This is a genomic window from Halomonas sp. BL6 (genome assembly GCF_006228115.1).
Taxonomy (GTDB): Bacteria; Pseudomonadota; Gammaproteobacteria; order Pseudomonadales; family Halomonadaceae; genus Vreelandella; species Vreelandella piezotolerans.
The window spans coordinates 553096-579929 of record NZ_VDGL01000001.1; the positions used below are offsets into that span (position 1 = coordinate 553096).

The window sequence follows — 26834 nt, forward strand, 5'->3', positions numbered from 1 at the left end:
GACGCGCGGCGATCATCATGACCGAGCTGAGCCAAACTGCCCCTCTCAACCTACTAGCGACCTGCCCCAAAGGCATCGAAGGCCTGCTGGCGGATGAACTGACGGCCCTGGGCGCCGAACCGGGTAAAACCACCGTGGCGGGGGTCTATTTTTCTGCCGACCAAGCCACGGCCTACCGGGTCTGTTTATGGTCTCGCCTAGCGAACCGTGTGATTTTGCTACTGGCGCGGGAGTCTCTGGTCGAGACCGCCGAGCAGGTACGCAATGTGGTCGCACGCATCGCCTGGAGCCAGCATCTTGCCCCCGGCAAGACCTTGGCGGTGGATTTTCATGGCCGCAGCGACCATATTCGCCACACGCGCTTCGGCGCACAGACGGTGAAAGATGGCGTGGTGGACGCGCTGCAGTTAGGCGGTCGAGAGCGGCCCAACGTGGACACCAAAGCGCCTGACCTGCGCATTTACGCCCACCTGCACCGGGCCAACTTAAGCCTGGGAATCGATCTCTCCGGTGATAGTCTCCACCGCCGTGGCTACCGCCGCGATGTCGGGCACGCGCCGCTCAAAGAGAATTTGGCGGCAGCGCTGCTGGTGCGCGCAGGCTGGCCGGAACGGGCCAAAGCGGGCGAGCCATTGATCGATCCGCTATGTGGAGCAGGAACGCTGCTGATCGAAGCGGCGCTGATGGCGGCTGACCAAGCCCCTAACTTGAACCGCGAGCGGTTTGGTTTTCACGGCTGGGCAGGCCATCAAGACGCTGTGTGGAGTGAATTAAAACGCGAAGCCGAAGCACGCGCCTCGATTGGACGCAAACGTTGCAAAACCGAACTGATGGGCTTTGATCAAAGCCCGGCAGCACTGACCGCCGCGAAATCTAACGCCATGCGGGCGGGCATTCCTGCGCTGATCACGCTCCACGGCCAGAGTCTCGCCCAACTACATCGGCCGGAGACGCTGACCGCCGAGCAGGGGCTATTGATCACCAACCCGCCCTACGGCGAGCGCCTGGGCGAGCTGCCGGAACTGGTGCGGCTTTATGCTCAGCTCGGTGAAAAAGCCAAGGCGCTGTTTCCTGGCTGGACGCTGGCGCTGTTTACCGGTAATCCGGATCTCGGCCACCGCCTTGGGCTGCGCGCCCACAAACAGTACGCGCTAAAAAACGGCGCGCTGGATGCCAAGCTGCTGCTCATGGAGATTGCCAGCGCCCGCCCTGCGCCTAAGCAGAGCGGTGAGCCGACAGACGCGGGCGTAGTGCCCCAGGCAAGCCGTACGACAACATCGACGGTGTCGGAAAATGCAAAGATGTTTGCCAACCGTCTGGCAAAAAATCAAAAACGTCTGAAAAAATGGCTGAAGCAGAGTGGTGAAACCTGCTATCGCCTTTACGATGCCGATATGCCGGAGTACGCGCTGGCAGTGGATCGCTACGGCGACCGCGTGCACGTTCAGGAGTATGCGGCACCGAGTTCCGTGAACCCTTCTCAGGCACAAAAACGGCTGTTTGATGCGCTGGACGTGCTGCCCGAGGCGTTGGGGGTCGATCCCAGCAAGATTTACGTCAAGCGCCGCGAGCGGCAAACCGGTGCGGCCCAGTACCAAAAGCGCGATGCCAGCGGCGAGCGTTTTGAAGTGCGGGAGGGCAGCGCAAGGCTATGGGTCAACCTGCGGGATTACCTGGATACCGGTCTGTTTCTGGACCACCGGCCGGTACGCCGAATGCTGGGCGAGATGGCCAGCGGCAAGCGCTTTCTCAACCTGTTCTGTTACACCGCGACGGCCACCGTGCAGGCCGCGCTAGGCGGGGCCAGCGACAGCGTTAGCGTGGACATGTCCAACACCTACCTGGAGTGGGCCCGGGACAACTTTGCGCTCAACCAGCTCGACCCCAGGCTGCACCGCGTGGTGCGGGATGACTGCTTCCGCTGGCTGGAAACCGCCAACGCGCAGTTCGATCTGATTTTCATGGATCCGCCGACCTTCTCGAATTCGAAAAAGATGCGCGACACGCTCGATGTGCAGCGCGACCACCCGCGCTTGGTGGAGCTCGCCATGGCGCGCCTGGCCCCCGGCGGTACGCTGGTGTTCTCCAACAATCAGCGCCGCTTCAAGCTCGACGAAGCACTGAGCGAGCGCTACGCCGTCGAGGAGATCACTGCGCGCACCTTCGATCCGGATTTTCAGCGGCGCACCAACTTGCATCACGTATTTTTGCTGCGTCACGCCCCCTTTGCCGATAAAGGGCAAGGCGATGATTGAACTATCGATTTACACCACGCTAGGCTGCCATCTATGCGCCCAATTGGAGGTGCTGGTGGCAACCCTGGCCAACCAAGAGGTGAGGCTGCACCACATCGAGATCAGCGACGACGACGCTCTAGTGGAGCGTTACGGCACGCGGATCCCGGTGCTGGTCGATGACGACGGGGTCGAGTTGGATCGCGGCTTCGACGTGGCGCGTTTGAGCCACTGGTTGAGCGAGCGGGGCTGGCTGGATGAGACGGCGCTGGCCGCACTCACCGCGCCGCCAGAACACGCGCCCCCCGTGGGGGCGCATCAGCGCAACGGGCGGCGCTTCTTAGGCTAACGAAACGGGCGAGTCCGTTTAACAGGTGATGCGTCAGAGGGCATCCAAAAGCGATAGCTGACGCATCGCTTCTTGGCCTTCTGGCGTATGGTCGGCGGCTTCAAGCACTTTGCGGAACCCGCGTGAGGATTGAATCGTCGTTTCATCCTCCAGCCACATCTCTGCTTGCTCCAGAGTGTCCGCTAACTGGTGTTTCAATCCGCCAAACTGGGTGCCGATTTGCCCCCAGGCGCGGCTGAAAATCCAGTCGCCGAACATATCCTGGTGAATATGCACCAACACATAGTCATGGTCGGTTTCCCAGCGTACGATCACACCCATCTCCTTAACCACTGCTTGATCACGCCTGCACAGCAAGCCATTGCGGGCGTATTGTAAAGCCCGGATACCAAAACGCCTATGAAACTTGTTATCGACGCTAATATCCCCGCTGCCGACGCCTGTTTTGCAGGCATGGGGACGCTGCACCGTCTGCCAGGCCGCGAGATCTGTGCGGCAGACGTGCAGGACGCCGATGCGCTGATCGTGCGCTCGATCACTCAGGTGAACCGCACACTGCTGGCCAACAGCGCGGTGCGTTTTGTGGGTACCTGTACCATTGGTACTGACCATATCGATCTCGACTATCTCAAAGAGCGTGGAATTGGCTTTGCCAGCGCGCCGGGATGCAATGCGGACGCGGTGGTGGACTATGTGCTGAGCAGCTTACTGACGGTGGGCGAGCGAGAAGGCTGGCCGCTGCTGAAACGAACCGTGGGCATCGTTGGCGCAGGCAACGTGGGTAGTCGCTTACAGCGCCGCTTGCAGGCACTTGGCGTGGCGGTACGGGTGTGTGACCCCCCCAGGGCGGAACAAGAGGGCGCGAGCGGTTTCGTCTCCCTCGATACGCTCATCGAGGAGTGTGACGTCATCTGCCTGCACACCCCGCTGGTGAAGGCGGGTCCTCACGCCACTTATCAGATGCTGAGTGCCCAGCGTATCGACGAGCTTGCCCCGGGTACGCTGCTGTTGAACGCTGGACGCGGTGACTGCCTGGATGGTTTAGCGTTGCGCAGCCGTATGGCAGGGAAGGGCGATATCACGGCCATACTGGACGTTTGGGAAGACGAGCCTGGTATCGATGCGGGGCTACGTGACTTGGTTGCTTTAGCGACACCGCATATTGCCGGGCATAGCCTGGATGGCAAGCTGCGCGGCACATGGATGATTCAGCAGGCGTTGGCAGCGCAGTTAGGCCTGCCCAGCGACATGCCGTTTAGCGCGCTCTGCCCACCGCCAGCACTCGCTACGCTCACGCTGCAGGAGGCACTGCCTGTGGAAGAGGCGCTTCGGCTATGTGCGCGGGCCGTGTATGACGTACGCCGCGACCACGATGCGTTGCAGCGTCAAGTGGTGCATCAGGGCATTGCCAAAGGCTTTGATAGCTGCCGCGCCAACTATCCGCTACGTCGCGAATTTGGCACGCTGACCGTTCACTTGGAGAACGACGCGGTGTCATTGCAGCCATCGCTTCAGGCGGCGGGTTTTTGGATTGCCTAAATTAACAAGGCCCGCATTGGCGGGCCTTGGCATCTTTTATCGCGCGGTTTGTCGCTTACTGGCGGTAAGCCGCTTCTTTCAGGGCACGAATACGGTCATCCAGCGGCGGGTGGCTGGCGAAGAGCTGCTCGACCAGCGAGCGGGTCTGGCCTTTGGTGATCGCCATGGCGCGCAGGGTATCCGGCATTTGGTCGGGCATTTCGGTTTCGGCCTTCAAACGTGCCAGGGCGTTGACCATCGCCCCAGTGCCTGCCAGGCGGGCACCCGCTTCGTCGGCACGGTACTCACGGTAGCGGGAGAACCAGGCTACGATGGCGGAGGCGACGATACCAAAGACGATTTCGGCCACCATCACCACGGCGAAGTAACCCATAAAGCCCAGGCCACCTTCGCCATCGCTGCGGCTTTTCAGGAAGCTATCGACCAAGTGGGCGACGATACGAGCGAAGAACATGACGAAGGTATTCACCACGCCTTGAATCAGCGCTAGTGTCACCATGTCGCCGTTAGCAACGTGGCCAATTTCGTGGGCAAGCACCGCGCGCACCTCCTCTGGGCGCATACGGTTGAGCAAGCCCGCCGATACCGCCACTAGGGCATCGTTTTTATTCCAGCCAGTGGCAAAGGCGTTGGACTGTTGGGCGGGGAAAATGCCCACCTCTGGGGTTTTGATACCCGCTTCACGGGAAAGCTCGGCCACGGTATCCACCAGCCATTGCTCGGTGGCGTTCGACGGATTTTCGATGATCACCGTGCCGGTCGAGCGTTTCGCCATCCATTTAGAGATGAACAGCGAGACCAGTGAACCGGCCATACCGAACACAAAGCAGAAGATCAGCAGGCTGGTAAAGTTAATGCCCTGGCTGTTGAGATAGCTCTCAACGCCAAACAGCCTTAGCGTCAGGCTGGCGACCAGCAACACCGCTAAGTTGGTGGCTAAAAACAGCACGATTCGCATCATGGGTGACGATCTCCCTCAAGGTCATAACAAGCGTTAATGGAATGATGGCTTAGATACGTGCATTTCATGTCAGTTTCAAGTCGCTGGTAGCGTGTCGATCACGTTTGGCGATAGCGGGACAAGAAATTGGCAAAGCGGTCGAGCGCGTCGCCGAGCTGGTCGGCCCAGGGCAGCGTCACGATACGCACGTGGTCGGGGTCTGGCCAGTTGAAGGCAGTACCTTGCACCAGCAGTATTTTCTCTTGCAGAAGCAAATCCAGCACCAGCTGCTGGTCATCTTTGATATTGAATACCTGAGGGTCCAAGCGCGGAAAGGCGTAGAGTGCGCCTTTGGGCGTCACGCAGGTGACCCCGGGAATCGCGTTGAGCTTCTCGACGGTAATGTCGCGTTGGGCCAGCAATCGCCCGCCCGGCAGAATCAGGTCGTTGATCGACTGATACCCGCCAAGCGCCGTTTGAATAGCGTGCTGGGCGGGTACATTGGCGCATAGCCGCATCGAGGCCAGCATGGTCAGGCCCTGAATGAAGTCCTTCGCCCGCTGCTTCGCTAGGGTGCCAGAGATCGTCATCCAGCCAGAGCGAAAGCCGGCGCAGCGGTAGCTTTTCGACAGGCCATTCATGGTGATCACGAGCTGGTCATCGTCGGCCAGTGCGCCAGTGGCGGTGTGCTCGACCCCGTCGTAGAGGATCTTGTCGTAGATCTCATCGGAGAACACCACCAAGTTGTGTTCTTGGGCGATATCGAGCACTTCCCTGACCACTTCCGGGGGGTAGACCGCCCCGGTGGGGTTATTGGGGTTGATGACCACGATAGCACGGGTGCGGCTGGTGACTTTGGCGCGAATATCGGCGATATCCGGTGCCCAGTCGGCCTGCTCGTCGCACAGATAATGCACGCCATGGCCGCCGGAGAGATGAGCGGCTGCCGTCCATAGCGGGTAGTCCGGCGCGGGAATCAGCACCTCGTCGCCATCATTCAATAGCGCCTGCATGGCCATGACGATTAGCTCGGACACGCCGTTACCAATGTAGATATCTTCGATACCCACCCCAGGAATCTGCTTACGCTGACACTCCTGCATGATCGCCTTGCGGGCGGAGTAGAGGCCTTTGGAATCACAGTAGCCCTGGGCGGTGGGCAGGTTGCGCATCACGTCCTGCAAAATCTCTTCCGGCGCCTCGAAGCCAAACGGTGCTGGGTTGCCAATGTTGAGCTTCAAAATCCGCTGGCCTTCCTCTTCCAGGCGCTTGGCGTGGTCGAGGACCGGGCCGCGGATGTCGTAGCAAACGTTGTGCAGTTTGTGTGATTTTTTAAGCGGGTATGATTCTCTAGGCTGGGGCGTGTCCATGGGGTGCGTTATCCAAAAGTGTCCATTGCCGTGGAAGTGTCTGTTGTTGGCTCATTATGCGTCGGATAGGGCCGGGCTGTCTTGGTCGTTTTGCTCGGGCGGCGGCGGAATGTCTGCGGGGGTTTCCAGCGTGATGCGTCCAAGCTTACCGTCGCGCAATTCATGCAGCAGCACCTCGGCGCCACGGTGAAGATCCACTTCGCCGCCGGGGCGCAGGCCACCGCGTTTACCGGCAATCTCTTTGAGAATGGCGTGACCATCGAACCCGGCCAGCGCCAGGAAATCGGGCCTTTTCGGCCCGTCGGCGTCTACGTCATCTGACTCGGGGGCTGCGTAGGTGGGCAGCGCTTTGAGCTTGTAACGGGCGGTGAGCTCGGCGGGGTAGCGTTTGGCGAGCTCTGCGCAGGCAACGATGGCCACGTCGGTATACTCGATGGCAGTATCGCGAATCGCACCGCTAGCCGCCAAACGGTAGGCGCTCGCTTGGTCTTCGATTTTCGGCCACAGCACTCCGGGGGTGTCGATCAGCGCGACACGCCCGTCGATGCGCACTTTTTGCTGGCGCTTGGTGACCGCCGGCTCGTTACCGGTTTTGGCAATTTTGCGACCGGCCAAGCCGTTGATCAGCGTCGATTTACCGACGTTAGGGATGCCCATCACCATCACGCGTACATCGCGGTCGGCGCGCACCGCACCGGCCAGCTCGTGGCACAGTTTGGGAATCTTCTTGAGCTCGCGGGTCTGTGTGGTGGTAATCGCCAGAGCGCGGGTGTCTGCCTGGGCATCAAAAAAGGCCACCCACTCGTCGGTACGAACGGGGTCGGCCAAGTCGGCGCGGGAAAGAATTTTCAGCACCGGCTTATGGCGAGTCAGCTCGGCCAGCATCGGGTTGGCGCTGGAGTAGGGCAGGCGCGCGTCGAGCACCTCGATGACCACATCGATTTCTGGCAGCGCGTCCTTGATCTGGCGGCGGGCCTTATTCATATGTCCGGGGAACCAGCCGAGCATGGGGGTCTCCTACAAGCACAAAAAAAGCGGGCGACCATTCTAGCAGATGGTGCCCGCCTTGCCGTGCTTCCTTTCAAAGGTTACTCGTCGGGGTGGAACTCCAACGAGACGGAGTTGATACAGTAGCGCAAACCGGTGGTGTCAGGAGGTCCATCGGGAAAGACGTGGCCCAGATGAGCGTCGCAGTGCGAGCAGACCACTTCGGTGCGAATCATGCCGTGGGACGTATCGCGGTGCTCCTCGACACAACGAGCCCCCAGCGGGCGATCAAAGCTGGGCCAGCCGCAGCCCGCATCGAACTTATGCTCATTCTCGAACAGTGGCGCGTGGCAGCAAACGCAGTGGTAAATACCTTGAGCATCGCTTACCTGGTAATCTCCGGTAAACGGTCGTTCGGTGCCTTTCTCCCGGGCAACCCGGTACTGCTCGGGCGTGAGCTGCTTGCGCCACTCGTCGGGGGATTTTTCAATTTTCGCCATGGGAATCTCCTCTCCCTCTGGTTGCCGTTTATCAGAGGCTGTCTAAGGCGGCTAGCCTATTAGCGTTAGCACGCATCGTAGCAACTGCGGAAAGGCTAACGACAATGGGCCGCCTGTCCAAGTTCAGCATGTGCGAAAGTGATAAAATCCGCCAGTCGCTTTCCACACTAAACCGCTGAAGGCTCCTTGTTAAGTACCCGCTGAAGGCCCTTTACACGCTAGCCGCTCCCCCGTTGCTGCGCGGGTCGTGGGCGCTCTCGATCAGGCCATCCGGGTGGCGCACGATGCCGCCTGCGTGGCCCATGGTGTCGCTGAACGCCTCTGGCAGTACTTCTACGTCGTGGCCTGCGGTGGCAAGTGCGGCCACCAAGCGGTCATCAAAGCGCTCTTCTAACTTCAGGTTGGTGCTGGACTCTCCCCAGGTGCGCCCCAATAGCCAGCGCGGTGCGGTGACGGCTTGCTGCAGCGGCATGCCGTGCAGCGCGTAGCGGGAGAACACCGCCGCCTGGGTTTGCGGCTGGCCTTCGCCGCCCATGGTGCCGTACACCATCGTGCGCCCATCGTTGAACAGTGCCAGCGCGGGGTTGAGCGTGTGGAAGGGTTTGCGGCCAGGGGCTAAACCGCGTAAGTCGTCAGGGTCGAGCGAGAAGCTAATGCCGCGGTTTTGCCACAGCACGCCGCTCTCAGGCAGTACCACGCCGCTGCCAAATTCCCAGTAGATGCTCTGAATAAAGCTCACCGAGCGGCCTTCGCTGTCGACGGTGCCCATCCAAATAGTATCGCCGGGCGCAGGCTCGTGAGGCCAAGGTAGCGCCTGGTTAGGATTAATCTCGGCAGCTTCTGCACCAATGCGCTCTTCGCTGAGAAGCTCCTGCAGCGGCGTGGGAACACGGTGTGGGTCTGTAACGTAGCGGTCGCGCAGCATAAAGGCGCGTTTGGTGGCTTCAATTAACCCGTGCAGGTGGTCAAAGCCATTGGGCTCGGCGGCTTTAATGCGCTCGTAAATGCCCAAAATCATCAGCGACGCCATGCCTTGAGTAGGCGCGGGCAGGTTATACAGTGTGGCGTCGTTGAGGCGCACGTGCAGCGGTGTGACTTGCTGAGCGCGGTAAGTGTGAAAATCGGCTAAGCGTAGTGGGCTGCCGAGTGCCTCCAGATCCTTCGCCATGCTAGCGGCGAGTTCACCCCGGTAGAAGTCTTCCAGCCCGGCGCTGGCGAGGCGTTTCAACGTCTTCGCCAGGCGGGGCTGCCGCAAGCGCTCGCCTTCGCGGGGGACTTGGCCGTCAAGCAGCAGGGCATCGCTAAAGCCGGGGCTTTGGCGCAAGCGCTCCAGGTGTTTGGCGGTGAGCGTTTCCTGGCTTTGCGAAACGGCCACCCCTTCATCGGCGTGACGAATGGCGTCGGCCAGCAGCGTGGTCAGCGGCAGCGCGTTACCCCAACCCGCCGCCACATTGAGCGCTTCCTGCCAGCCACTAATCGTGCCTGCCATGGTAAGCGCGGCTTTGGGGCCGCGTTCAGGGATGTGCGATTCCCCGGCGTAAAAATCGCCGTTGGCGAGTTGTGCAGCGGGGCCGCAAGCGTCGATGGCCACTGGCGATTTGCCGGGCTCGTGAATCAACCAAAAACCGTCGCCCCCCAGGGCGTTCATGTGTGGGTAGACCACGGCGATGGCCGCTGCTGCTGCGACCATGGCTTCGACAGCGTTGCCACCCTGTTTCAAAACATCGCGACCGGCGCTGGCGGCCAAGTGGTGTGGCGCGACACAGCTGCCGCCGTAACTACGTTGGGTGTGGAGCATTGAAGAGTCCTTTGTTATTGGTTGTGGTTACCAGCCAATGGCATCGGGTAGCCACGTGGCTATGCTTGGGAACATAAACACTAGCGCCACGGCTAAAAATTGCAGCCCGATAAAGGGTAGCGCCCCTTTGTAGATATCCAGTGTGGTCACCTCTTTGGGCGCGACGCCTTTCAAGAAAAATAGCGACCAGCCAAAGGGCGGGGTAAGAAACGATGTTTGCAGCACCAGGCCCACTAAAATACCCAGCCACACCATATCCACGCCCATCTGTATAAAGAAGGGCAAAAAGAGCGGTAGAGCAATATAGCTAATTTCGATCCATTCCAAGAAGAAACCCAGCACGAACATCAGTAGTAGCATGAACAGCAGGGCGCCAAACTCGCCACCGGGCACCCAATCAAACATGCGTTCTACCAAGTGTTCGCCCCCCAGCCCGCGGAAGGCAAGGCCAAAGACCTGCGCGCTGATTAAAATAAAAAAGACCATGGCGGAGATCACTAGCGTGGCTTTGGCCACGTCGCTTAATAGCGATATGGTCAACCGTCCCGAGCAGGCAACGAACACCAACGCCCCTAGCGCGCCCATGGCGGCGGCTTCCGTGGGAGCCGCAATGCCGCCAATAATGGAGCCGAGTACTGCAAACACCAGACCAACGGGTGGGCCCACTACCGTCATCACCTTGTACAGTAACTGCCTTTTGCTAATCTCAGCGCGCTCTTCTGCCGGGATGGGGGGCATCATGCCGGGATAAAGCTGTGCCACCACTAAAATCGCCACGATGTAGATACCCGCTAGCGCTAACCCGGGAACCATGGCAGCGGCGAACATCGTGCCCACCGATTCACCCAGGATTTCGGCCAATAGAATGAGTACCAAGCTAGGCGGAATGATTTGGCCCAATGTGCCTGAGGCGCAAATCATGCCGGTGGCCAAGGTTTTGGGGTAGCCTCTGCGAAGCAGGGTGGGCAGTGTCAGCAGGCCCAGGGTGACGATAGTCGCGCCCACGATACCGGTAGCGGCTCCTAACAGCACGCCAACGAAAATAATCGCCACGCCCATCCCGCCGGAAAGCCCGCCGAACAAGTGGCCAATCACATCGATCAGCTCTTCGGCTAGCTTCGATTTCTCCAGCATGACGCCCATGAACACGAACAGGGGTATCGCCATGAAGGTGTAGTTGGTCACCACGCCGTAAATGCGCGAGGGCAGCAGGTTAAATAGCATAGGGCCAAAGCCGAGATAGCCAAATACAAAAGCCGTGACGGCAATACTGATCGCTACCGGAATGCCGATTAACAGCAGTACAAAAAAGGCGACGATCATGCCGATCGCGAGCCACTCATTAGGAGACATGCGTTATTCACCTCGGTTTGGTAGAGCAAACCCTTGGCGCAGCGCATGGGCCAAGCCCTGAAGCGCCAATAAAAGAAACCCGAAGGGGATAAGAGCTTTGAGCACCCAGCGCAGCGGCAGGCCGCCTGGGTTGGGAGAGGCCTCGTTCCGAAGATAGGACTGCTCGACCCAGGGCAGCGTTAACCAAGCGATATAGAGCCCCATGGCCAGCAGCAGCAAGCCGCCAATCACTTCGATCACCCGCTGTAAGGCTTCCGGAAAGCGCTCGTAAAACACATCGACCCGCACCTGTTCGCCCATGAACAAAAGGTACGACATACCGAATAGCGCAATGGGGGAGATCAAGTGCCACTGCAACTCTTGTAGCCACACGGCGCCAACGCTGAACAGGTAGCGCATCACCACATCGCCTGCGACTAGGGCCACCAGTACCACGCAGATCCAAGCGGCGATCCAGCCAAATAGCCGGACCACCGCCTCGATCCCGTGGACAACGCGTTCCACGGTTTGCATATCACACCCCAATGATGTCGTTTAACCAGGCGCGTTCGCTGGCGCCTGCCCAGCGGTCATGGTTGGCCTTGAAGGCCATGTAGCTGTCGTGAACTTTGCGCACCATTGGGTCGGCGTTGGCTTCGGTGGCCAGCGTATCCATGGTGGCTTCGCGCAGGGCATTCACTACGGGGTCGGGCAGCATGCTGGCGGTGACGCCGTGGTTATCGACCAGGTCGGTCATCGCTTCGCCGTTCACCGCTTCGGACCAGGTGACACTCTCAAGACATGCGGCCATGCAGGCGCTCTTCACGATCATCTTCAGATCTTCCGGCAGTTCGTCCCAGTGCTGCTTGGAAATGAGCAGCTCGCCGGTAGTAGAGGGTTCATGCCAGCCCGTGGTGTGATAGAACTTGGCCGCGTTTTGCAGCCCCATACGGCGGTCTTGATACGGGCCAACGAACTCAGCGGCGTCGATCACGCCACGCTCTAGCGCCGGGAAAATTTCACCGCCGGGCAGTACACGGGCATCGACGCCCAGTGCCGAATACACTTTGCCTGCAAGCCCGGGCACGCGCATGCGTAAACCGTTGAGTTGTCCGATATCCTCGATGGGCTCGCGGAACCAGCCAGTCATCTGCACGCCAGTGTTGTTGAGCGGTAGGGCGACCATACCGTAAGGAGCATAGACTTCTTCCCATAGTTCTAAGCCGCCGCCGTGGTAGAGCCATGCCATATGCCCCATGAAGCTCATGCCGAAGGGCACGGTGGTGAAGTATTGAGCGGCAAAGGTGGTGCCCGACCAGAAGTAGCTGTTGGCTGCGTTCATTTGGATGGTGCCGCTCTGCACGGCTTCGAACCCTTCCAGTGCAGGAATCAATTCACCCGCTGCGAAGTGCTGGATGTTCAAACGCCCGCCGGACATCGCGTTGATCTTGGCAATCACATCGGTAGGGCTGCCGGGGCCTTCGACATAGAAGGGCGAGCCGGGGCTGTAAGCGTTGGTCATGCGCCAGTTGAAGCGCTCGGAGGATTGAGCGCTTGCCACACTAGGTGCGCCAAGCACTAAGCCAGCCGTGGAGGTCAGTGCAGCGGTGGTAAGAAACTTGCGACGAGTAAAAGACATAAGGCACCTCAAGCAGTCGGGAAGCGAAGAGTCGCGGAGCAGTTACGTCGTTGGATCGTTAATGAGACTGCAAGGGGTGTGCCAAAAAATCGATTTTATTGTAAATGAAAGATTTTTAGCGGTTTGTCGTTACTGTCAGAGAACAGGAGGGCTACACGGTCGATGAACTCAGTAGCGGGAAGTGCACCGATATGATGCGTATGCGCGCTGTAAACACTCTGTTAGGCACTACAATTGCGCAGCGTTTGTTTTGAGCCACCTTACTGCCTCATTAACCATCAATTAATGTTTTGATATCAGAGTGCTTGACACTCGACCCCTGGTCTGAGTAATATACGCGCCACCTCGACGAGGCAATGAAACGTCCCATTCGTCTAGTGGTCTAGGACACCGCCCTTTCACGGCGGGAACAGGGGTTCGAACCCCCTATGGGACGCCACTTAAATCGTTCAGGTATCGGAGTTGCGGGAATAGCTCAGTGGTAGAGCATCGCCTTGCCAAGGCGAGGGTCGAGAGTTCGAATCTCTTTTCCCGCTCCAGTACGTCCCATTCGTCTAGTGGTCTAGGACACCGCCCTTTCACGGCGGGAACAGGGGTTCGAACCCCCTATGGGACGCCAATCCGATAGCAGAGATGCTAATAGTGAGACAGCCTGTTTAGCGGGAATAGCTCAGTGGTAGAGCATCGCCTTGCCAAGGCGAGGGTCGAGAGTTCGAATCTCTTTTCCCGCTCCAGCACGTCCCATTCGTCTAGTGGTCTAGGACACCGCCCTTTCACGGCGGGAACAGGGGTTCGAACCCCCTATGGGACGCCACTCACTCTAAAGCATCGTTGCATGTTTGCGTTGCGGGAATAGCTCAGTGGTAGAGCATCGCCTTGCCAAGGCGAGGGTCGAGAGTTCGAATCTCTTTTCCCGCTCCATGCAAACCCCTTCTTGTTTCGTTACATAGCCCCTTTTTTTAATCCCCTTTCGAAAAATGTTGTTACCGCCTCGTTGCGGCGCTTTCGTGTGCGCGTGTGTTGCGTTGGCCGATACGTAGGGTGGGCGTGCCCAGGCGCAGGGCCTGGGCAGCGGGTGGGTCAATCCACCAGGGTGAAGTGGCCGACGACGCTATTGAGCGACTGGGAGCGCTGCTTCAAGTCGTGAGCAGACAGAGCAGTTTGCTGAACCATGGAGGCGTTGTCCTGGGTGGCTTGATCGAGCTGAGCAATGGCGACGTTGATCTGCTCGATGCCGCGCGTCTGTTCATGGGTCGCGGTAGTGATGTCGGTAAACAGCTCGTTGACGCGCTGGATGCGCTGATCGATCTCCTGCATGCGCTGTTTGGCGGCATCCACTAAGTTGGCGCCGTTGCTGACCTGAGCGTTGGAGGTATTGATCAAGCCTTTGATCTCATGCGCCGCGTTGGCCGAGCGGTTGGCTAGCTGGCGAACTTCACCAGCCACAACTGCGAACCCCCGGCCATGCTCACCCGCGCGGGCGGCCTCGACCGAGGCGTTGAGCGCCAAAATATTGGTCTGGAAAGCAATGCTGTCGATTAGCGTGACGATCTCGGTGATTTTATCCGCTTCGGCTGTTATCTCCTTCATGGACGCTACTGCATCGCCGATGGCTTTCTGGCCCGCCTGAGACGTTTCATTCGCGCTGTTGACCAGTGCTTTCGCCTGCTCGACGCTGTCAGCGGTTTGGCGAACCGTGGCGGTCACTTCTTCCATGCTGGAGGACGTCTGTTGAAGCGCGGCGGCCTGCTGCTCGGTGCGCGATGAAAGCTCTTGATTGCCTGCGGCGATATCGCCTGCGTTATGGTCTACGGACGTGCTGGTGGCATGAATCTCCTGCATGGCATCGTGTAGTTTGTCGCGCATCTGACAAATGTCATACAGCAGGCTGCTCGTGTCGTTGGGATGAAGTGCCACAGGGGCCGTCAAATCGCCTTGCGCGATGCGTGATACCACGCCTGCGGCATAGCGCGGTTCCCCGCCTAGTCGGCGTAGAATGAGAGAGATCATGCCCCAAAAGGCCAGCGTGACCAGCGCGCCTGCCACGATGCCTACCAAGATGCTTTTGACGAGCTGGCGCATGATGGTACTACTGACGTCACCGACGAACACGCCGCTAGCCACGTAGACATCCCACGGCGTAAAAGTGGCTGAGTAAGCGCGCACTTTTGGCTTGGCATCGCCACCGCGGGCAAAGTTAGAGAAGTATTCGGTAAAGCCGCTGCCAGTGTCTCGGGTGTTATCAAGAATGGATTGGAAGATGAGCGTGCCCTCAGGGTCTTTTACCTGAGAGATGTCCTCTCCTACGTCGCGGCTAGGGTGAGCCAGCATACGCAGACTGCCATTGAACGCGAATAGGTAGTTATCCTCTTCACCAAAGCGCACGTCGCGTAGGGTGTTGAAGGCCTGACGCTGCGCTTCCGGCATGGAGAGCTGGCCCTGCTCGGCGAGCTGGTGGTAATGCGCCAGCGTCGATACGCCAATATCCACGGCGGTGACCATGCGCTGTTCGCGCTCGGCATACAGCAACGCGCGGCTTTGCCAAGCGTTGATCGTGATCATCATCGCCAGAATCAACCAAAGAACAACGACGCCCAGCCATCGTTGGCGGCGCAGCGGCAGTGTGGATAGCTTTTTTTGTGTGGAGGCAGACGACTCTGATGGCGAGAGATGGGTATTAGCGCCGGAGGGCGAGGTAATGGCGGTGCTCATTATCGATAGGCTCTCTTGTATGATCAGTATGTTCCCTTGAGGTGCTGCTGCCTAGCTAGGCAGGCACTGATCTAATACTAAAGTATTAACTTGAGCGCTGCCGCAGTAATCGAGTGGCAAAGTGTCACTTAATGTAGTGCTTAATAGAGGGAAATCAGCAGCATGGAAAAGGCTTCGACGCGCTTTATGCTGCTAACTTGAAAAAATATACGCGTGCCCCGATATCTTACTCTTATCGCTTTATGCTTCCCCACTTGCTGACAGGACATGTTCATGGCCGAACCGGCATTGTCGATCCGTGGCCTTACCAAAGCGTATGGCAACGGCTTTCAAGCGTTAAAAGGTATCGATCTAGACGTCCAGCAGGGCGATTTTTTTGCGCTGTTGGGCCCCAACGGCGCAGGAAAGTCCACCACCCTAGGCGTCGTGTGTTCGCTAGTGCAGAAAACGGCGGGCAAGGTGTCGATTTTTGGGATCGACATCGACAAGGATTTCGCCAAGGCGAAGTATCAGCTCGGCGTGGTGCCTCAAGAGTTCAACTTCAACCAGTTCGAGAAGGTGCTGGATATCGTGCTGGCTCAGGCAGGCTATTACGGTATGAAGCGCAGTGAAGCGCTGCCCCGCGCCAAGCAGCTATTGACCGATCTAGGGCTGTGGGAAAAACGCAACGGTAGTGCGCGGATGCTCTCGGGGGGCATGAAGCGCCGCCTGATGATTGCCCGCGCGTTGATGCATCGTCCCAAACTGCTGATTCTCGACGAGCCCACGGCGGGCGTCGATATCGAACTCCGCCGCAGCATGTGGGAGTACATGCGCCGCATCAACCGCGATGAGGGCACGACGATCATCCTGACGACGCACTATCTCGAAGAGGCCGAGAGCCTGTGTCGCAATATCGCCATCATCAACCACGGTGAGATCGTACGGAATACCAGCGTGCGCGAGCTGTTGGCGGAGCTGGACACCGAGACTTTCCTCTTGGATCTTGCCGAACCGTTGACACGCGTGCCTGCCATCGAAGGATTCGAGCTACAGCAGATCGAGCCGTCCCAGTTGGCGCTGGTCATTCACCGTGGCCAGCAGCTGAACGATGTGTTCAGTGCGCTGAGTGCGCAGGGGATTCAGGTGGTCTCCATGCGTAACCGTGCCAACCGCCTAGAGGAGATGTTCGTTTCCATGGTAGAGAGCAGCCAGCAGGCCATCGATCAGCGTGAGCAACAGGAGGCCAGCGCGTGAATATCATGCAAACTCTGGTGGCCCTTTGGACGTTGGTGCTCAAAGAGATCAAGCGTTTTACCCGTATCTGGCCGCAAACCCTGCTGCCGCCGTCGATTACCATGGCCATGTATTTCATCATTTTTGGTAACCTGATCGGGTCGCGCATTGGTGATATGGACGGCTTCAGCTATATGGACTTCATCGTGCCAGGACTGATCATGATGTCGGTGATCACCAACAGTTACTCCAACGTGGCGTCCAGCTTCTTCTCCAACAAGTTTCAACGCTCCATCGAAGAGATGATGGTGTCACCCATGCCCAACGGCGTGATTCTCTCCGGGTTCATACTCGGCGGCATGGCGCGGGGGTTGGGCGTGGGGTTGATCGTTACTCTGGTATCGCTGTTCTTCACCCGTTTGACGGTCGAACATCCGCTATTGACGATACTGGTCGTGGTGCTGACCTCGGCGCTGTTCTCCATTGGCGGATTTATCAACGCGCTGCTGGCGAATAAATTCGACGATATCTCTATCGTGCCGACGTTCATTCTGACCCCATTGACCTATTTGGGTGGCGTGTTCTACTCGATTTCGATGCTGCCGGATTTCTGGCAGGGCGTATCGATGCTCAACCCGATCTTGTATATGGTGAACGTCTTTCGCTACGGCTTTTTGGGCGTTTCCGATATTCCGGTAGGCTGGGCACTGGCCGCTATTTTTGCCTTTATCATCGTGCTATTCATGGTCGCGCTGACCATGCTAGAGCGCGGCAAAGGCATTCGCAGCTAATGGGTGGTAACGGCCGCCCACCGACATGCCTTCATTGACATCGCACGACTGAGAGAGTGTCCATGACACATCGCCCCGATACCTTAGAACACGCGCCCTTGGGGCGCGACTCCACTTACCCGGAGCAGTACGACGCGGGGCTTCTATACCCCATTCCTCGCGCAGCCAACCGTGCGCCGCTGGGCATCGACGAGCGTACGCTGCCGTTCGTCGGTGAAGACGAGTGGCATGCCTTCGAGGTCTCTTGGCTCAATGCGCGCGGTAAACCCATCGTCGCGGTGGCGCGTTTTCGCTTACCCGCCAGCTCGCCGAATCTCATCGAGTCCAAATCTTGGAAGCTCTATCTCAACAGTCTCAACCAAACGCGCTTTGCTAGCCAAACCGAGGTGGAGGAGACGTTGGTACACGACCTGAGCCGCGCTGCTGGTGCCAGCGTTAGCGTCGAGCTGTTGGGCGTTGATGACGGTGAACTCGCGCCCAAGCGACTGCCGGGTGAGTGCCTGGACGACCTGGATATCGAGGTGAGCGATTACACCCCGAGTGCCATGCACCTTGCTATCAGTGATGAGATCGTCGAGGAGACGCTGCATTCGCATCTGCTAAAATCCAATTGCCCGGTGACTGGTCAGCCGGATTGGGGAAGCGTCTTGATTCGCTATAAAGGCCCCAAGCTCGACCGAGAAGGGCTACTGCGCTACCTGATTGGCTACCGGCAGCACCAGGATTTTCACGAGCACTGCGTCGAGCATATCTTCACTGATTTAATGCAGCAGGCGAAGCCGGAAGAGCTGCTGGTGTTGGCGCGCTACGTGCGACGCGGCGGCTTGGACATCAGCCCTTGGCGCGCCACACCGGGCCTTGCCCCTCCCAGCCCACTGCGCTTGGCGCGCCAGTAACGCTCACCTCAATGGATAGGAGTCTTCATGGACGCACTCACGCTGCTTCACGAACGTAGTTCCATGGGCAAGCTCGCCGAGCCTGCCCCTAACGCCGATCAGCTCAGCGCCATTTATCAGGCGGCCCTGCGTGCCCCTGACCACAAAGAACTGCGCCCGTGGCGCTTCATCGAGTTTACTGGCGAAGGCCGGGAGCGCCTAGGCGAGCTGTTTGCCGAAGCGGAGTTTCAGGAAGACCCCAGCGTCAGCGATGATACGCTCGATGCCGCGCGTAAAAAGCCGTTGCGCGCGCCAATGATCATTGCCGTGATTGCCAAGGTCACCCCGGATATTCCCAAAGTACCCAAAATGGAGCAGGTGATCTCTGCTGGCTGTGCGGCTCACGGCATTCTGCTGGCTGCCCACGCGTTGGGCCTGGGAGCCATGTGGCGCAGCGGTAAGTACGCTTTCGATCCGGTGGTGCGTAAAGGTCTTGGGCTCGATGAGGAGGACGAGGTCGTGGCGTTCATCTACCTCGGCAGCCTGGGCGGACGTCACAAACCCGTGCCAAAGCACGACGCGGCAAGTTTCGTCGAGCACTGGCGCTAATGCACGCCGCCTAGCGATGAAGGAGAGCAACATGCGCCATACGCGTCAGCCGGGTATGCCATACCCTCGTTTGCCGTTACCAGACGGGGAGGAGGATCTTCAGGCTTTCCAACGTTGGCTAGAGGCCGCCATCCCTATGGTAGAGGCGCTGGGTATTACCCATATGAGTCAAGCCAATGGCGCGCTCACGTGGCAACTGGCGCTTACGCCTAATCTCAATGACAAAGGCACTGGCTTCGGCGGAGCACTGACCGCGCAAACCACGCTGCAAGGCTGGTGTTGGGTCACTCTGTGGCTTCGTCAGCAGGGCAGAGCGCAAGACGTGGTGGTCGCCGAGGCCGACCAACGGTTTCTTGCTCCGGTCACAAGGGACTATCGCCTCATCTGCACGCCCAGCCATCCGGAGGGCCCTGTCCAGCTTGCCGACAAACTCAACGAGCGAGGCAAAGGCAGTATCGAATTGACCCATCAGCTCTACTGCGGTGATGCACTCTGTTTAGAAGCCCACGGACGCTACGCCGTGCTGCCCAATGCCTAATCAGGAAAAGGCTTGCTATTTCACGGCTTAGGCCATAGAATACGCGCCGTTCTGTTGAGAAAGGCAGCGCCCGACGGCAGAGCAACAATGTGGAGAGGTGTCCGAGTGGTCGAAGGAGCACGCCTGGAAAGTGTGTAAGTCGAAAGGCTTCGAGGGTTCGAATCCCTCCCTCTCCGCCACGAAATATAGAAGGGGAATCAACCTTATGTTGATTCCCCTTCGTCGTTTCTGGGCTTTGGGAGCGGTTTTGGGAACATTCTAGTGAGATCTCCGTGAAACAAGGTTGGCTGGAAACTTCATCGAGTTCATAGTGTTAATTTCGATGGAAGGGTCGAGACAGACGGTACTCATACAGCTCTTGATCCGTCTATACTCGGGAGAAAGTCACCCCGCCAGGCTGCCCATGACCGTCGATTTGCAGGCGCTTTACCCCAAACTGATTCACCTGATGCTCGATACCGTGTTCGTGGTAGATGCAGAGCATCGCATTCTATTCGTCAGCGATGCCTGCGAGTCGCTGTTAGGGTATCGCGCTGATGAGCTGATAGGCACCCTAATTACCCGCTATATGCACCCAGAAGATGTGGCGATGACGCATGCTTCCATAAAGCGAGTAATGAATGGACAGCCTCATCTCGATTTTCGTAACCGCTACCTGCACAAGAGTGGCAGCGTGGTGCATATATTATGGTCTGCGCGCTGGTCCGAGGAGGAGCAGGTGCGTATTGGCGTCGCACGCGACATCACCCCCCAAGTTCAAGCGGAAGAGGAGTTGCGTTTTCTCGCACACCACGACCCGTTGACGAAGCTGACCAATCGCTCGCTGTTTTATGACCGCCTAGCCTCGGCGTTGACTACCGCTAGGCGTTATCAAGCCCGTTTGGCACTTCTATTCTTGGATGTGAATGACTTTAAAAGTATCAACGATGTGCACGGTCATGCGGCAGGAGACGCCGTGCTGTGTGAGATAGCCCGCGCTTGAGTAGCTGTGTTCGTGATACCGACACGGTGGCACGCATGGGTGGGGATGAATTCACGGTACTCTTGACCGATCTTCACTCCAAAGAAGCCGCGATGGAAAAAGCGGCTCAACTGCTTGACGAGTTATCCTCGAACGAGAGTGTGAGTACACTCTGCATGGATATGCCGTCTTGCAGCGTGGGTGTGGCCGTCTATCCCGAAGACGGCCAAGATGCCAACACACTGCTTCGCCATGCCGATGTAAACATGTACCGGATGAAAAAACAGCGTGGTCGTGCATACTCCGGTGCGTCAAAACGGTAGGCCACCGCTAAAACCAAAGATCACCACGGCAACCACGACAACGACGACCACGATAGTAGTAGTAGATGGCATGCTCTCGTCCTCTGAGAAATAAGTGAGCCTACAGCCTAGTCGCTAGCAAAAGATTTTGCACATCGCTATTGCTCAAGGCTCAGCGCTGCGCCAAGGCTAGAGAAGTAGTGGTTAAATGCGCGGTTGATCGCTGCGCGCTGCTCACCTACCGGGTACAAGCCGCGTTCGGCGTCAGGAGAGCACTGGGTGCCTTTGACCAAAAAGTGGTTTTTGATCGGAGCATCTTGAACGAAAGCTTCGAAAGCGCGAGCGCACATCTCTTCGGGTTTGCTGTAGTAAAGCTGGCCCAGCGATTTGTCCATTGCGGCAGCGTTTAAAAATAGTGCGCTAGGCTGCTGGCCGTCCGGTTGAAGCAGAATGGCCCGGAAACAGGCGAGTAATCGCTGGTTGAGGGGGTGGCAAATGGGTGCGGCATTGGTCAACCAGGCGGCTGAGGCGAAGGCGTTATTAGGCAGGTCTTGAAAACATTTGGGGGCAATGTAGTGGTCAAATGCGTGAAACCACTCATGAGCGATGCTGCCGGGGCCAGCGTTTTTGGCAAGCGCAAAGCTACGCTGGCTGGGATCATAGTGTGCCGACACGCCAGGACGCCCACCGGTGCCGTACTGCAGCGCTAGTGCGCCTCTAAGTGAAATCAGCGTTTCGTTGCCTTGTAAAATGAGCATGAGGTCGCAGAGCGCATCATGAAACAGCGCTGCCGCTCGATCGCGCTCTTCACGCGTTACCCAGCGGCCAATTTCGATAGAGCGGAAGTCAAATTGGCGGCGAATTGCGCCAAAGCTACTGGCGGAGTCTGCGCGATGTGTAGGGCCGTTCCGAAAAAATGGTCGTTCATGAAAGCTCACGTATCACCTATGTCGGTGGAAATCATAGCGTTAGCTACCTTTCACCCATGAAAAAGCGCCCTCAAAACTGAGGACGCTTTTTTAAGCACCGATGCTTCTAGTACCTTGCCTTCCATGGTCATCGCTTAGCTCTTCCTTGGCTAGCTCCTTCCGTGGCTTTACATGGCTCTTCCTGAGCACGCTCTTTTCCGTGAGCTTGGTGTCGCTATTCCTTAGCGTACATTCCTTTGTGCCGCGGTATCCCTGCCCCCGACCCTTCAAACTATAGGTTAGGGATAAATAATGTACAAGATTAAATTGTATATTTATTGTACCTGAATGGTACGAAATGATGATTTATGTCGTTTAATTTATATAAAACAAAGAGTTACTTTTCGTTTGTTCGCGATGAATTTGCTATACAATATCAGGAGGTAGGGCTTGTAAGCCTCGATGAGCGCCCCAAAGTAGCCCTAGGAGTGCAAATGCTATCCCATGCGTGACCAATAGGAGCATCGAGATGAGTAAGCGTATTCTAATGGTGTTGACCTCGCACGATCAGCTAGGTGATACAGGAGAGAAAACCGGCTTTTGGCTGGAAGAGCTGGCGGCACCTTACTACGTCTTCAAAGATGCGGGCGCTGACATAACGCTTGCTTCACCTAAAGGTGGGCAACCGCCGCTGGACCCCAAAAGCGATGCGGAAGAGAGCCAAACCGACGAAACCCGACGCTTTCAGCAAGACGAGACAGCTAAAGCCGAATTGGCGAACACGCATCGCCTGAGCGACATGAGCGCAGACGATTTCGACGCGGTGTTTTACCCTGGTGGCCATGGGCCGTTATGGGATTTGGTGGACGATGAAGACTCTATCCATTTGATCGAAACTTTCATCGCCCAAGGTAAACCGGTGGCGTCGGTATGCCATGCACCTATCGTGCTGGTGAATGCCAAAGACGTAAGCGGCGAGCCGCTGGTGAAAGGTCGTCAAGTGACCGGTTTTACTAATGGTGAAGAAGAGGCGGTGGGTCTCACTAATGTCGTACCGCATTTAGTAGAAGATGCGCTACAGAAATGTGGTGGTATCTACAGCAAAGCCGATATCTTTACACCCTACGTACGCGAGGACGGTCAGTTGATCACCGGCCAAAACCCGCCGTCTTCTGCTCCTACGGCAGAGGCGCTCATGGCGTGGTTCACACGCTAGTACGCTGACGTAATGCCATCGACAAGGCGGGCCTTCGAGCCCGCCTTTTGCGTAGGTAAGCAGCCCATCGGCCGTTAAAGCATCGCGGTCTCACTCATCGATGAGTACCCAGCGAAGCGTGGGACGTTTTTGATGCCTACCTGCGTAAGCACGCGTAGATGGTGCGCGCACGAAACGAAAAACTTTTCGCGTTTCATATCCCAGGTTAGATAACTCGAGCTTTATAGGGCGCACTGTGTGCACATAACGCAAGGAAGGCGTTACAAGGAAGTGCAAGTAGGGAGTGCTTGCGGCGCACAAGGAAGCATGAACAGGACGTTCGTGATGTAAGATTAGGGAGGACCTGATGAAACCCCGGCCAGCGATGGTCGGGGTTTTTTTTGCGAGCCGTACTTGTGTGCTCGAGTTCATCTAAGCCATTAACAGGCGTAGTGATAGAACAGAGCGCTTAGCTGGCTCATGGGGGCCGACACCGACGTTTGGCAACTCAAACAGCGAAGCAGCACGCTGTCCTTACCGGTGCCTTCCAACCGGAACCGATTGAGGTACGATGTGGTGGCGGATTCTGCATTGCCGCAGTGGCGGCACATGATATCCACACCGTGGACGGTCGAACTGATCATGATATGTCTCACGCTGACCTCCTACCGCTAGGGAATGAATGGGTTCAGGCGTGGTAACGTCCGTGTAGAGAAACATCACGATGGATGCAGAAAAAGTATAGGCGGTCGCCTGGTAAAGCGCTAAGAAAAGCATGCTGCGCGCCTGAAGGGGGCTCGGTATGCCAAAAGGTAAAATTTATCAAAAGTGCGCTATTTTCTATCTCAGGTTAATGTTTTTGACACATAGAAGGTTCAAGGTAAGTAGCAACACAGGGAGAGGTGTTAAGGAGCGAGAGCAAGCATGGAACGCTTGTCAGACCAGGGATGCACGAACAGGAGGTTCGTGAAGAAGGATTACGGAGGAATTACTACTACCCCGGCCAGCAATGGCCGGGGTTTTTTTATAGGGATCAAGCGGATTTTTCGTCATCGTTCTCAGGTTTGGCGCTGCCTTGATGGGTTAGTGGGCTGGCTTGATCGAGACGCGGATGATTATCCAAAAATGCCTGCTTGGGATTGGGCAGGGTATCCAGCGTTTTAATGGTGTGGTGTAGCGCGTGAATTGCCGCCAGCACGTCATGGGTGTTACCGGTTTCCGAAATAGTGTGCATGTTGCGGATTGGGAACCCCATAGACGTTGCTGCGCTATCGATGGAGGCCAGAACGCCAGCCATGCCATCGGTGCCGGTATCCACCCCCACGATATCCCGCTGCATGGGGATGTCTTGCTCTTTGGCAGCGCTGGCAATGATACGGTTGAGCTGTTCACTGGCAATCGAGCCCACCGACAGCGTAAACCCTTTACCCATTTCCAGCGGCTGCATGCGCTTGTCGCCGATGCCAGGGGCGGCCACATAGTCGTGATTCACGTCCACGCCAATGAGCGCATCGGGCTTGAGCTCACCAGCCAGCACGCGGCTACCGAAACGGCCGATTTCCTCGTAGCTGGCGATGGCAAACATCACCCGTACGTTGTCGGTGCCGCCCGCTTCGGCGATCAAGCGCGCCACTTCTGCCGTCACGAAACATCCCAAACCGTTATCCAAATAGGCACCGTAGAAGGTGTTCGGGCTAAAGCCAGAGCGAATAGGGCGGTTGAAGATAATCGAGTCGCCTGGACGCACGCCTAGGTTCAGTACCTGCTGCTTTTTGTTCTCGCCGTGGATTTGCAGGTCAAGATAGATCTGTTCCTTTTTGATCCCTTTGCTGCCATCGCGCTGAGCGGGATCAGAAAAGTGGATAGCGCCGAGTGCTTCTACTGTGCCGCCTTCGATGCTGCGGTAGTGGCCTGGGGCGTTTGGATCTTCGCTGAACAGCGTGACTTCATGGCCGATTAATACGCCGGGCAAGAAAGAGTCGGTGTTGATCCAGACCTTGCCGTCTTCGCCAATCGAACGAACTTGCATACGGATTTTGTCTGCGTGGCCGATGATCATCAACTTGAACATGTCATCGCGGCCCGGATGCGTGTCTAGCACCACGCCTGCGTTGCCTTTGAACTGGTGCAGGTGCCAGTCGCTGGGCGCGAAGCTCTCGAAGTAGGGCTTTAGTACGCCGTAGGTCATCGCGCCTTCCAAGCCCACTGGGCTGGGGGCCGCCAAAATGTCGCGCATCAGTTTGAACTGCGCATCGGGCATCGGTTGCGTCCAGGGTTTTGCGGTATCGCTCATCATGCTTACTCACTTCTGAGGGGGTATAAACACACTAGTCTGCCAGATTGTGGCTGGCTGTATAGCGTTCGCCAGTACTTGAAGTTAGTTGATTAAGTATCATTTGGGTCGCTGGTCAATTGCTCATCAGCATGAACGGCTAGGGCACGTCATGCTGGCGGTATCAGTGGCTACTGTCCATGGATACCTGAATGGCAATTTTTATCGATATGAATATTCTTAAAAGTAATTAATTCAACGTATTAGTCAGCGATGACGAGGGCTAACCTTCCGCGGTCTACACAAGGCGACCTTCAGTGCGCGCCTCTATCAGCGTTTCATCCTCAAGTCTGGAACTAACATTTTTTCGCTCAATACACCTCTAGAGGTCCCAATGCGACTTACAACATGTTATTTGCGACTTTTGCGAGCAGATGAGTGTAATAGTCTTGTCTCTAACCGCTCTATTCGTGCCAGTATACGACGACGGAGCAAGACGCCCCCTTGGATGAGTTAGCATTCAGGCATACTGCATCAGGGGAGGCTATGAAACGCCAGGGATACCAAAAAACTCTAATAAAAAAGACGAATGGTTTAAAAAGGTGAGTGAGGGTAGGACCATGACATCACATTCAGTAAAAGACTCGGCCACGACTAACCGTGCGTGCGAACCACAGACCCTTGGCTTTCTGCTGTTGGACAATTTCACCCTGATTTCGCTGGCATCCGCCATCGATCCACTGCGTATGGCCAACCAGTTGGCCGGTCGTGAGCTTTATCGCTGGTACACGCTGACCCAGGATGGCCTGCCGGTGCGTGCCAGTGACGGCTTGCAGGTGACGCCAGACGCTTCCATTCATACGCCGCTGTCGCTCGAGTGGGTCGTCGTGTGTGGCGGAGTGGGCCCACAGCATAGTGTGACCCGTGAACACCTCCGCTGGCTGCAGGCACAGGCGCGTCAGGTGAAGCGGCTTGGCTCGGTATGCACGGGCAGTTGGGCATTGGGCCAGGCGGGGCTGCTGGATCATTACGAAACCAGCGTGCATTGGGAGTGCTTGCCCTCCATGCAGGAGGCGTTCCCTAATGTGATTCTGACCCCGCACCTGTTCTCTATCGATCGCGATCGGTTCACGGCCTCAGGAGGTACCGCCCCGCTCGATATGATGCTCAACCTGATTGCTCACGACCATGGCAAAGAGCTGTCGGCGGGTATCTCCGAAATGTTCATCTACGAGCGCGTGCGTAACGAGCAGGATCAGCAGCGCGTGCCCCTCAAGCATGTGCTGGGGACGACTCAGCCCAAGCTGTTGGAAATCGTGGCGCTTATGGAAGCCAATCTAGAAGAGCCTATCGAACTCAACGAATTGGCGAGCTACGTAGGCGTCTCACGGCGCCAGTTAGAGCGGCTTTTTCAACGCTATCTGCTCTGTTCACCTTCCCGCTACTATCTCAAGCTGCGGTTGACCCGGGCGAGACAGCTGCTCAAGCAAACGCCGTTGTCGATCATCGAAATTGCGTCGGTCTGCGGCTTCGTCTCTACGCCGCACTTTTCGAAATGCTATCGAGAGTACTTTGGCGTGCCGCCCCGCAACGAGCGCCTCGGTGTCTCCGACCGCCAGGAGGGCCACCCCGATAAATCTGCGTCTCTGATCAAGCGGTGGGGAATCAAGCCTTACAAGAACGAGCCGTTGTCGAGTGCCCAGCAGGCGTTGGCCTACGCTCAGGGGGAGCCCACCTTTGCTAGCGTACCGGTATTGAGCTGATGTGA

At 57.4% G+C, this 26834-nt stretch carries 23 protein-coding genes, 7 tRNA genes and 1 pseudogene; 18 read left to right on the forward strand and 13 right to left on the reverse strand.

All coding sequences use genetic code 11. From position 1 onward, the window contains the following. The first annotated feature begins 17 nt into the window (after positions 1-17). Complete coding sequence (gene rlmKL / locus FHJ80_RS02605; protein WP_139525485.1) at positions 18-2255, forward strand: bifunctional 23S rRNA (guanine(2069)-N(7))-methyltransferase RlmK/23S rRNA (guanine(2445)-N(2))-methyltransferase RlmL; 2238 nt, start codon at positions 18-20, stop codon at positions 2253-2255. Beyond that, positions 2248-2583 (forward strand): glutaredoxin family protein, encoded by a 336-nt coding sequence (locus FHJ80_RS02610; protein ID WP_139525486.1) that lies wholly within the window; start codon positions 2248-2250, stop codon positions 2581-2583. The genes rlmKL and FHJ80_RS02610 overlap by 8 nt, the downstream gene beginning before the upstream one ends. 33 nt (positions 2584-2616) lie before the next feature. Here the strand turns inward: FHJ80_RS02610 and FHJ80_RS02615 are convergent, their stop codons facing one another. After that, positions 2617-2898: a hypothetical protein gene (locus tag FHJ80_RS02615; protein ID WP_139525487.1), complete on the reverse strand. Its 282-nt coding sequence runs from the start codon at positions 2896-2898 to the stop codon at positions 2617-2619. 84 nt (positions 2899-2982) lie between these two features. Here FHJ80_RS02615 and pdxB point away from each other — a divergent pair, with 84 nt between their 5' ends. After that, positions 2983-4122: a 4-phosphoerythronate dehydrogenase PdxB gene (gene pdxB, locus FHJ80_RS02620; protein WP_139525488.1), complete on the forward strand. Its 1140-nt coding sequence runs from the start codon at positions 2983-2985 to the stop codon at positions 4120-4122. 55 nt (positions 4123-4177) lie between these two features. Here the strand turns inward: pdxB and htpX are convergent, their stop codons facing one another. The 8 genes from htpX to FHJ80_RS02660 form a co-directional block, all read right to left on the reverse strand. Continuing rightward, the gene (gene htpX, locus FHJ80_RS02625) at positions 4178-5083 is read right to left on the reverse strand and encodes a protease HtpX (protein WP_139525489.1); all 906 of its coding nucleotides are present in this window, start codon (positions 5081-5083) and stop codon (positions 4178-4180) included. 98 nt (positions 5084-5181) lie between these two features. Then, complete coding sequence (locus tag FHJ80_RS02630) at positions 5182-6432, reverse strand: pyridoxal phosphate-dependent aminotransferase (protein WP_139525490.1); 1251 nt, start codon at positions 6430-6432, stop codon at positions 5182-5184. 54 nt (positions 6433-6486) lie between these two features. Continuing rightward, positions 6487-7440 (reverse strand): ribosome biogenesis GTPase YlqF, encoded by a 954-nt coding sequence (gene ylqF, locus FHJ80_RS02635; RefSeq protein WP_139525491.1) that lies wholly within the window; start codon positions 7438-7440, stop codon positions 6487-6489. A gap of 80 nt (positions 7441-7520) precedes the next feature. Then, on the reverse strand, positions 7521-7919 hold the full coding sequence (gene msrB / locus FHJ80_RS02640; RefSeq protein WP_139525492.1) for a peptide-methionine (R)-S-oxide reductase MsrB: 399 nt from the start codon (positions 7917-7919) through the stop codon (positions 7521-7523). Between the two features lie 211 nt (positions 7920-8130). Then, positions 8131-9717 (reverse strand): gamma-glutamyltransferase family protein, encoded by a 1587-nt coding sequence (locus tag FHJ80_RS02645; protein WP_139525493.1) that lies wholly within the window; start codon positions 9715-9717, stop codon positions 8131-8133. Between the two features lie 27 nt (positions 9718-9744). Next, positions 9745-11070, reverse strand: a complete 1326-nt coding sequence (locus FHJ80_RS02650; protein WP_139525494.1) for a TRAP transporter large permease subunit — start codon at positions 11068-11070, stop codon at positions 9745-9747. A 3-nt stretch (positions 11071-11073) separates the two neighbouring features. Next, complete coding sequence (locus tag FHJ80_RS02655; protein WP_139525495.1) at positions 11074-11583, reverse strand: TRAP transporter small permease subunit; 510 nt, start codon at positions 11581-11583, stop codon at positions 11074-11076. A gap of 1 nt (position 11584) precedes the next feature. After that, positions 11585-12688: a TRAP transporter substrate-binding protein gene (locus FHJ80_RS02660; protein WP_139525496.1), complete on the reverse strand. Its 1104-nt coding sequence runs from the start codon at positions 12686-12688 to the stop codon at positions 11585-11587. A gap of 363 nt (positions 12689-13051) precedes the next feature. On the opposite strand from FHJ80_RS02660, the gene FHJ80_RS02665 reads away from it, so the two are divergent. From FHJ80_RS02665 to FHJ80_RS02690, 6 genes are all read left to right on the forward strand, one after another. Then, positions 13052-13127 (forward strand) — tRNA-Glu (locus FHJ80_RS02665). A gap of 25 nt (positions 13128-13152) precedes the next feature. Further along, positions 13153-13227, forward strand: a tRNA-Gly gene (locus tag FHJ80_RS02670). 4 nt (positions 13228-13231) lie between these two features. Then, a tRNA-Glu gene (locus tag FHJ80_RS02675) sits at positions 13232-13307 on the forward strand. 40 nt (positions 13308-13347) lie between these two features. Next, positions 13348-13422 (forward strand) — tRNA-Gly (locus tag FHJ80_RS02680). 4 nt (positions 13423-13426) lie between these two features. Beyond that, positions 13427-13502: transfer RNA gene (locus FHJ80_RS02685), tRNA-Glu, on the forward strand. 32 nt (positions 13503-13534) lie between these two features. Continuing rightward, positions 13535-13609: transfer RNA gene (locus FHJ80_RS02690), tRNA-Gly, on the forward strand. A gap of 159 nt (positions 13610-13768) precedes the next feature. Here the strand turns inward: FHJ80_RS02690 and FHJ80_RS02695 are convergent. Beyond that, positions 13769-15400 (reverse strand): methyl-accepting chemotaxis protein, encoded by a 1632-nt coding sequence (locus FHJ80_RS02695; protein ID WP_139525497.1) that lies wholly within the window; start codon positions 15398-15400, stop codon positions 13769-13771. Between the two features lie 273 nt (positions 15401-15673). On the opposite strand from FHJ80_RS02695, the gene FHJ80_RS02700 reads away from it, so the two are divergent. The 7 genes and pseudogenes from FHJ80_RS02700 to FHJ80_RS02730 all read left to right on the forward strand — a co-directional run bounded on the left by FHJ80_RS02700 (position 15674) and on the right by FHJ80_RS02730 (position 20712). Next, on the forward strand, positions 15674-16636 hold the full coding sequence (locus tag FHJ80_RS02700; RefSeq protein WP_139525498.1) for an ABC transporter ATP-binding protein: 963 nt from the start codon (positions 15674-15676) through the stop codon (positions 16634-16636). After that, on the forward strand, positions 16633-17406 hold the full coding sequence (locus tag FHJ80_RS02705) for an ABC transporter permease (RefSeq protein WP_139525499.1): 774 nt from the start codon (positions 16633-16635) through the stop codon (positions 17404-17406). The genes FHJ80_RS02700 and FHJ80_RS02705 overlap by 4 nt, the downstream gene beginning before the upstream one ends. A 62-nt stretch (positions 17407-17468) precedes the next feature. Further along, entirely contained in the window at positions 17469-18302 is an 834-nt protein-coding gene (gene queF, locus FHJ80_RS02710) for an NADPH-dependent 7-cyano-7-deazaguanine reductase QueF (RefSeq protein ID WP_139525500.1), read from the forward strand. A 27-nt stretch (positions 18303-18329) separates the two neighbouring features. Then, positions 18330-18890 (forward strand): nitroreductase family protein, encoded by a 561-nt coding sequence (locus tag FHJ80_RS02715; RefSeq protein WP_139525501.1) that lies wholly within the window; start codon positions 18330-18332, stop codon positions 18888-18890. Positions 18891-18921: 31 nt separating this feature from the next. After that, on the forward strand, positions 18922-19428 hold the full coding sequence (locus FHJ80_RS02720) for a YiiD C-terminal domain-containing protein (protein ID WP_139525502.1): 507 nt from the start codon (positions 18922-18924) through the stop codon (positions 19426-19428). Between the two features lie 91 nt (positions 19429-19519). Then, positions 19520-19607: transfer RNA gene (locus FHJ80_RS02725), tRNA-Ser, on the forward strand. Between the two features lie 269 nt (positions 19608-19876). After that, positions 19877-20712, forward strand: a pseudogene (locus tag FHJ80_RS02730) (diguanylate cyclase). Between the two features lie 137 nt (positions 20713-20849). Here FHJ80_RS02730 and FHJ80_RS02735 read toward each other — a convergent pair. Further along, positions 20850-21629 (reverse strand): CLCA_X family protein, encoded by a 780-nt coding sequence (locus tag FHJ80_RS02735; RefSeq protein WP_139525503.1) that lies wholly within the window; start codon positions 21627-21629, stop codon positions 20850-20852. A gap of 499 nt (positions 21630-22128) precedes the next feature. Between FHJ80_RS02735 and FHJ80_RS02740 the strand changes: the two genes are divergently transcribed. Further along, on the forward strand, positions 22129-22815 hold the full coding sequence (locus tag FHJ80_RS02740; protein ID WP_139525504.1) for a type 1 glutamine amidotransferase domain-containing protein: 687 nt from the start codon (positions 22129-22131) through the stop codon (positions 22813-22815). A gap of 419 nt (positions 22816-23234) precedes the next feature. Here FHJ80_RS02740 and FHJ80_RS02745 read toward each other — a convergent pair whose 3' ends face one another. Together FHJ80_RS02745 and FHJ80_RS02750 are read right to left on the reverse strand one after the other, a co-directional pair. Next, entirely contained in the window at positions 23235-23438 is a 204-nt protein-coding gene (locus tag FHJ80_RS02745; RefSeq protein ID WP_139525505.1) for a hypothetical protein, read from the reverse strand. Between the two features lie 389 nt (positions 23439-23827). Then, a complete protein-coding gene (locus tag FHJ80_RS02750) occupies positions 23828-25087 on the reverse strand; it encodes a M20/M25/M40 family metallo-hydrolase (RefSeq protein WP_139525673.1) in 1260 nt (419 codons plus the stop codon). 599 nt (positions 25088-25686) lie between these two features. Between FHJ80_RS02750 and FHJ80_RS02755 the strand changes: the two genes are divergently transcribed. Next, a complete protein-coding gene (locus FHJ80_RS02755; RefSeq protein WP_139525506.1) occupies positions 25687-26829 on the forward strand; it encodes a GlxA family transcriptional regulator in 1143 nt (380 codons plus the stop codon). Positions 26830-26834: the final 5 nt, after the last annotated feature.

Coding starts and splice junctions, on each gene's coding strand:
- rlmKL (WP_139525485.1), top strand. CDS start 18: ATGACCGAGCTGAGCCAAACTGCCCCTCTCAACCTACTAGCGACCTGC.
- FHJ80_RS02610 (WP_139525486.1), top strand. CDS start 2,248: ATGATTGAACTATCGATTTACACCACGCTAGGCTGCCATCTATGCGCC.
- pdxB (WP_139525488.1), top strand. CDS start 2,983: ATGAAACTTGTTATCGACGCTAATATCCCCGCTGCCGACGCCTGTTTT.
- htpX (WP_139525489.1), bottom strand. CDS start 5,083: ATGATGCGAATCGTGCTGTTTTTAGCCACCAACTTAGCGGTGTTGCTG.
- FHJ80_RS02630 (WP_139525490.1), bottom strand. CDS start 6,432: ATGGACACGCCCCAGCCTAGAGAATCATACCCGCTTAAAAAATCACAC.
- ylqF (WP_139525491.1), bottom strand. CDS start 7,440: ATGCTCGGCTGGTTCCCCGGACATATGAATAAGGCCCGCCGCCAGATC.
- msrB (WP_139525492.1), bottom strand. CDS start 7,919: ATGGCGAAAATTGAAAAATCCCCCGACGAGTGGCGCAAGCAGCTCACG.
- FHJ80_RS02645 (WP_139525493.1), bottom strand. CDS start 9,717: ATGCTCCACACCCAACGTAGTTACGGCGGCAGCTGTGTCGCGCCACAC.
- FHJ80_RS02650 (WP_139525494.1), bottom strand. CDS start 11,070: ATGTCTCCTAATGAGTGGCTCGCGATCGGCATGATCGTCGCCTTTTTT.
- FHJ80_RS02655 (WP_139525495.1), bottom strand. CDS start 11,583: ATGCAAACCGTGGAACGCGTTGTCCACGGGATCGAGGCGGTGGTCCGG.
- FHJ80_RS02660 (WP_139525496.1), bottom strand. CDS start 12,688: ATGTCTTTTACTCGTCGCAAGTTTCTTACCACCGCTGCACTGACCTCC.
- FHJ80_RS02695 (WP_139525497.1), bottom strand. CDS start 15,400: ATGAGCACCGCCATTACCTCGCCCTCCGGCGCTAATACCCATCTCTCG.
- FHJ80_RS02700 (WP_139525498.1), top strand. CDS start 15,674: ATGGCCGAACCGGCATTGTCGATCCGTGGCCTTACCAAAGCGTATGGC.
- queF (WP_139525500.1), top strand. CDS start 17,469: ATGACACATCGCCCCGATACCTTAGAACACGCGCCCTTGGGGCGCGAC.
- FHJ80_RS02715 (WP_139525501.1), top strand. CDS start 18,330: ATGGACGCACTCACGCTGCTTCACGAACGTAGTTCCATGGGCAAGCTC.
- FHJ80_RS02720 (WP_139525502.1), top strand. CDS start 18,922: ATGCGCCATACGCGTCAGCCGGGTATGCCATACCCTCGTTTGCCGTTA.
- FHJ80_RS02740 (WP_139525504.1), top strand. CDS start 22,129: ATGAGTAAGCGTATTCTAATGGTGTTGACCTCGCACGATCAGCTAGGT.
- FHJ80_RS02745 (WP_139525505.1), bottom strand. CDS start 23,438: ATGATCAGTTCGACCGTCCACGGTGTGGATATCATGTGCCGCCACTGC.
- FHJ80_RS02750 (WP_139525673.1), bottom strand. CDS start 25,087: ATGAGCGATACCGCAAAACCCTGGACGCAACCGATGCCCGATGCGCAG.
- FHJ80_RS02755 (WP_139525506.1), top strand. CDS start 25,687: ATGACATCACATTCAGTAAAAGACTCGGCCACGACTAACCGTGCGTGC.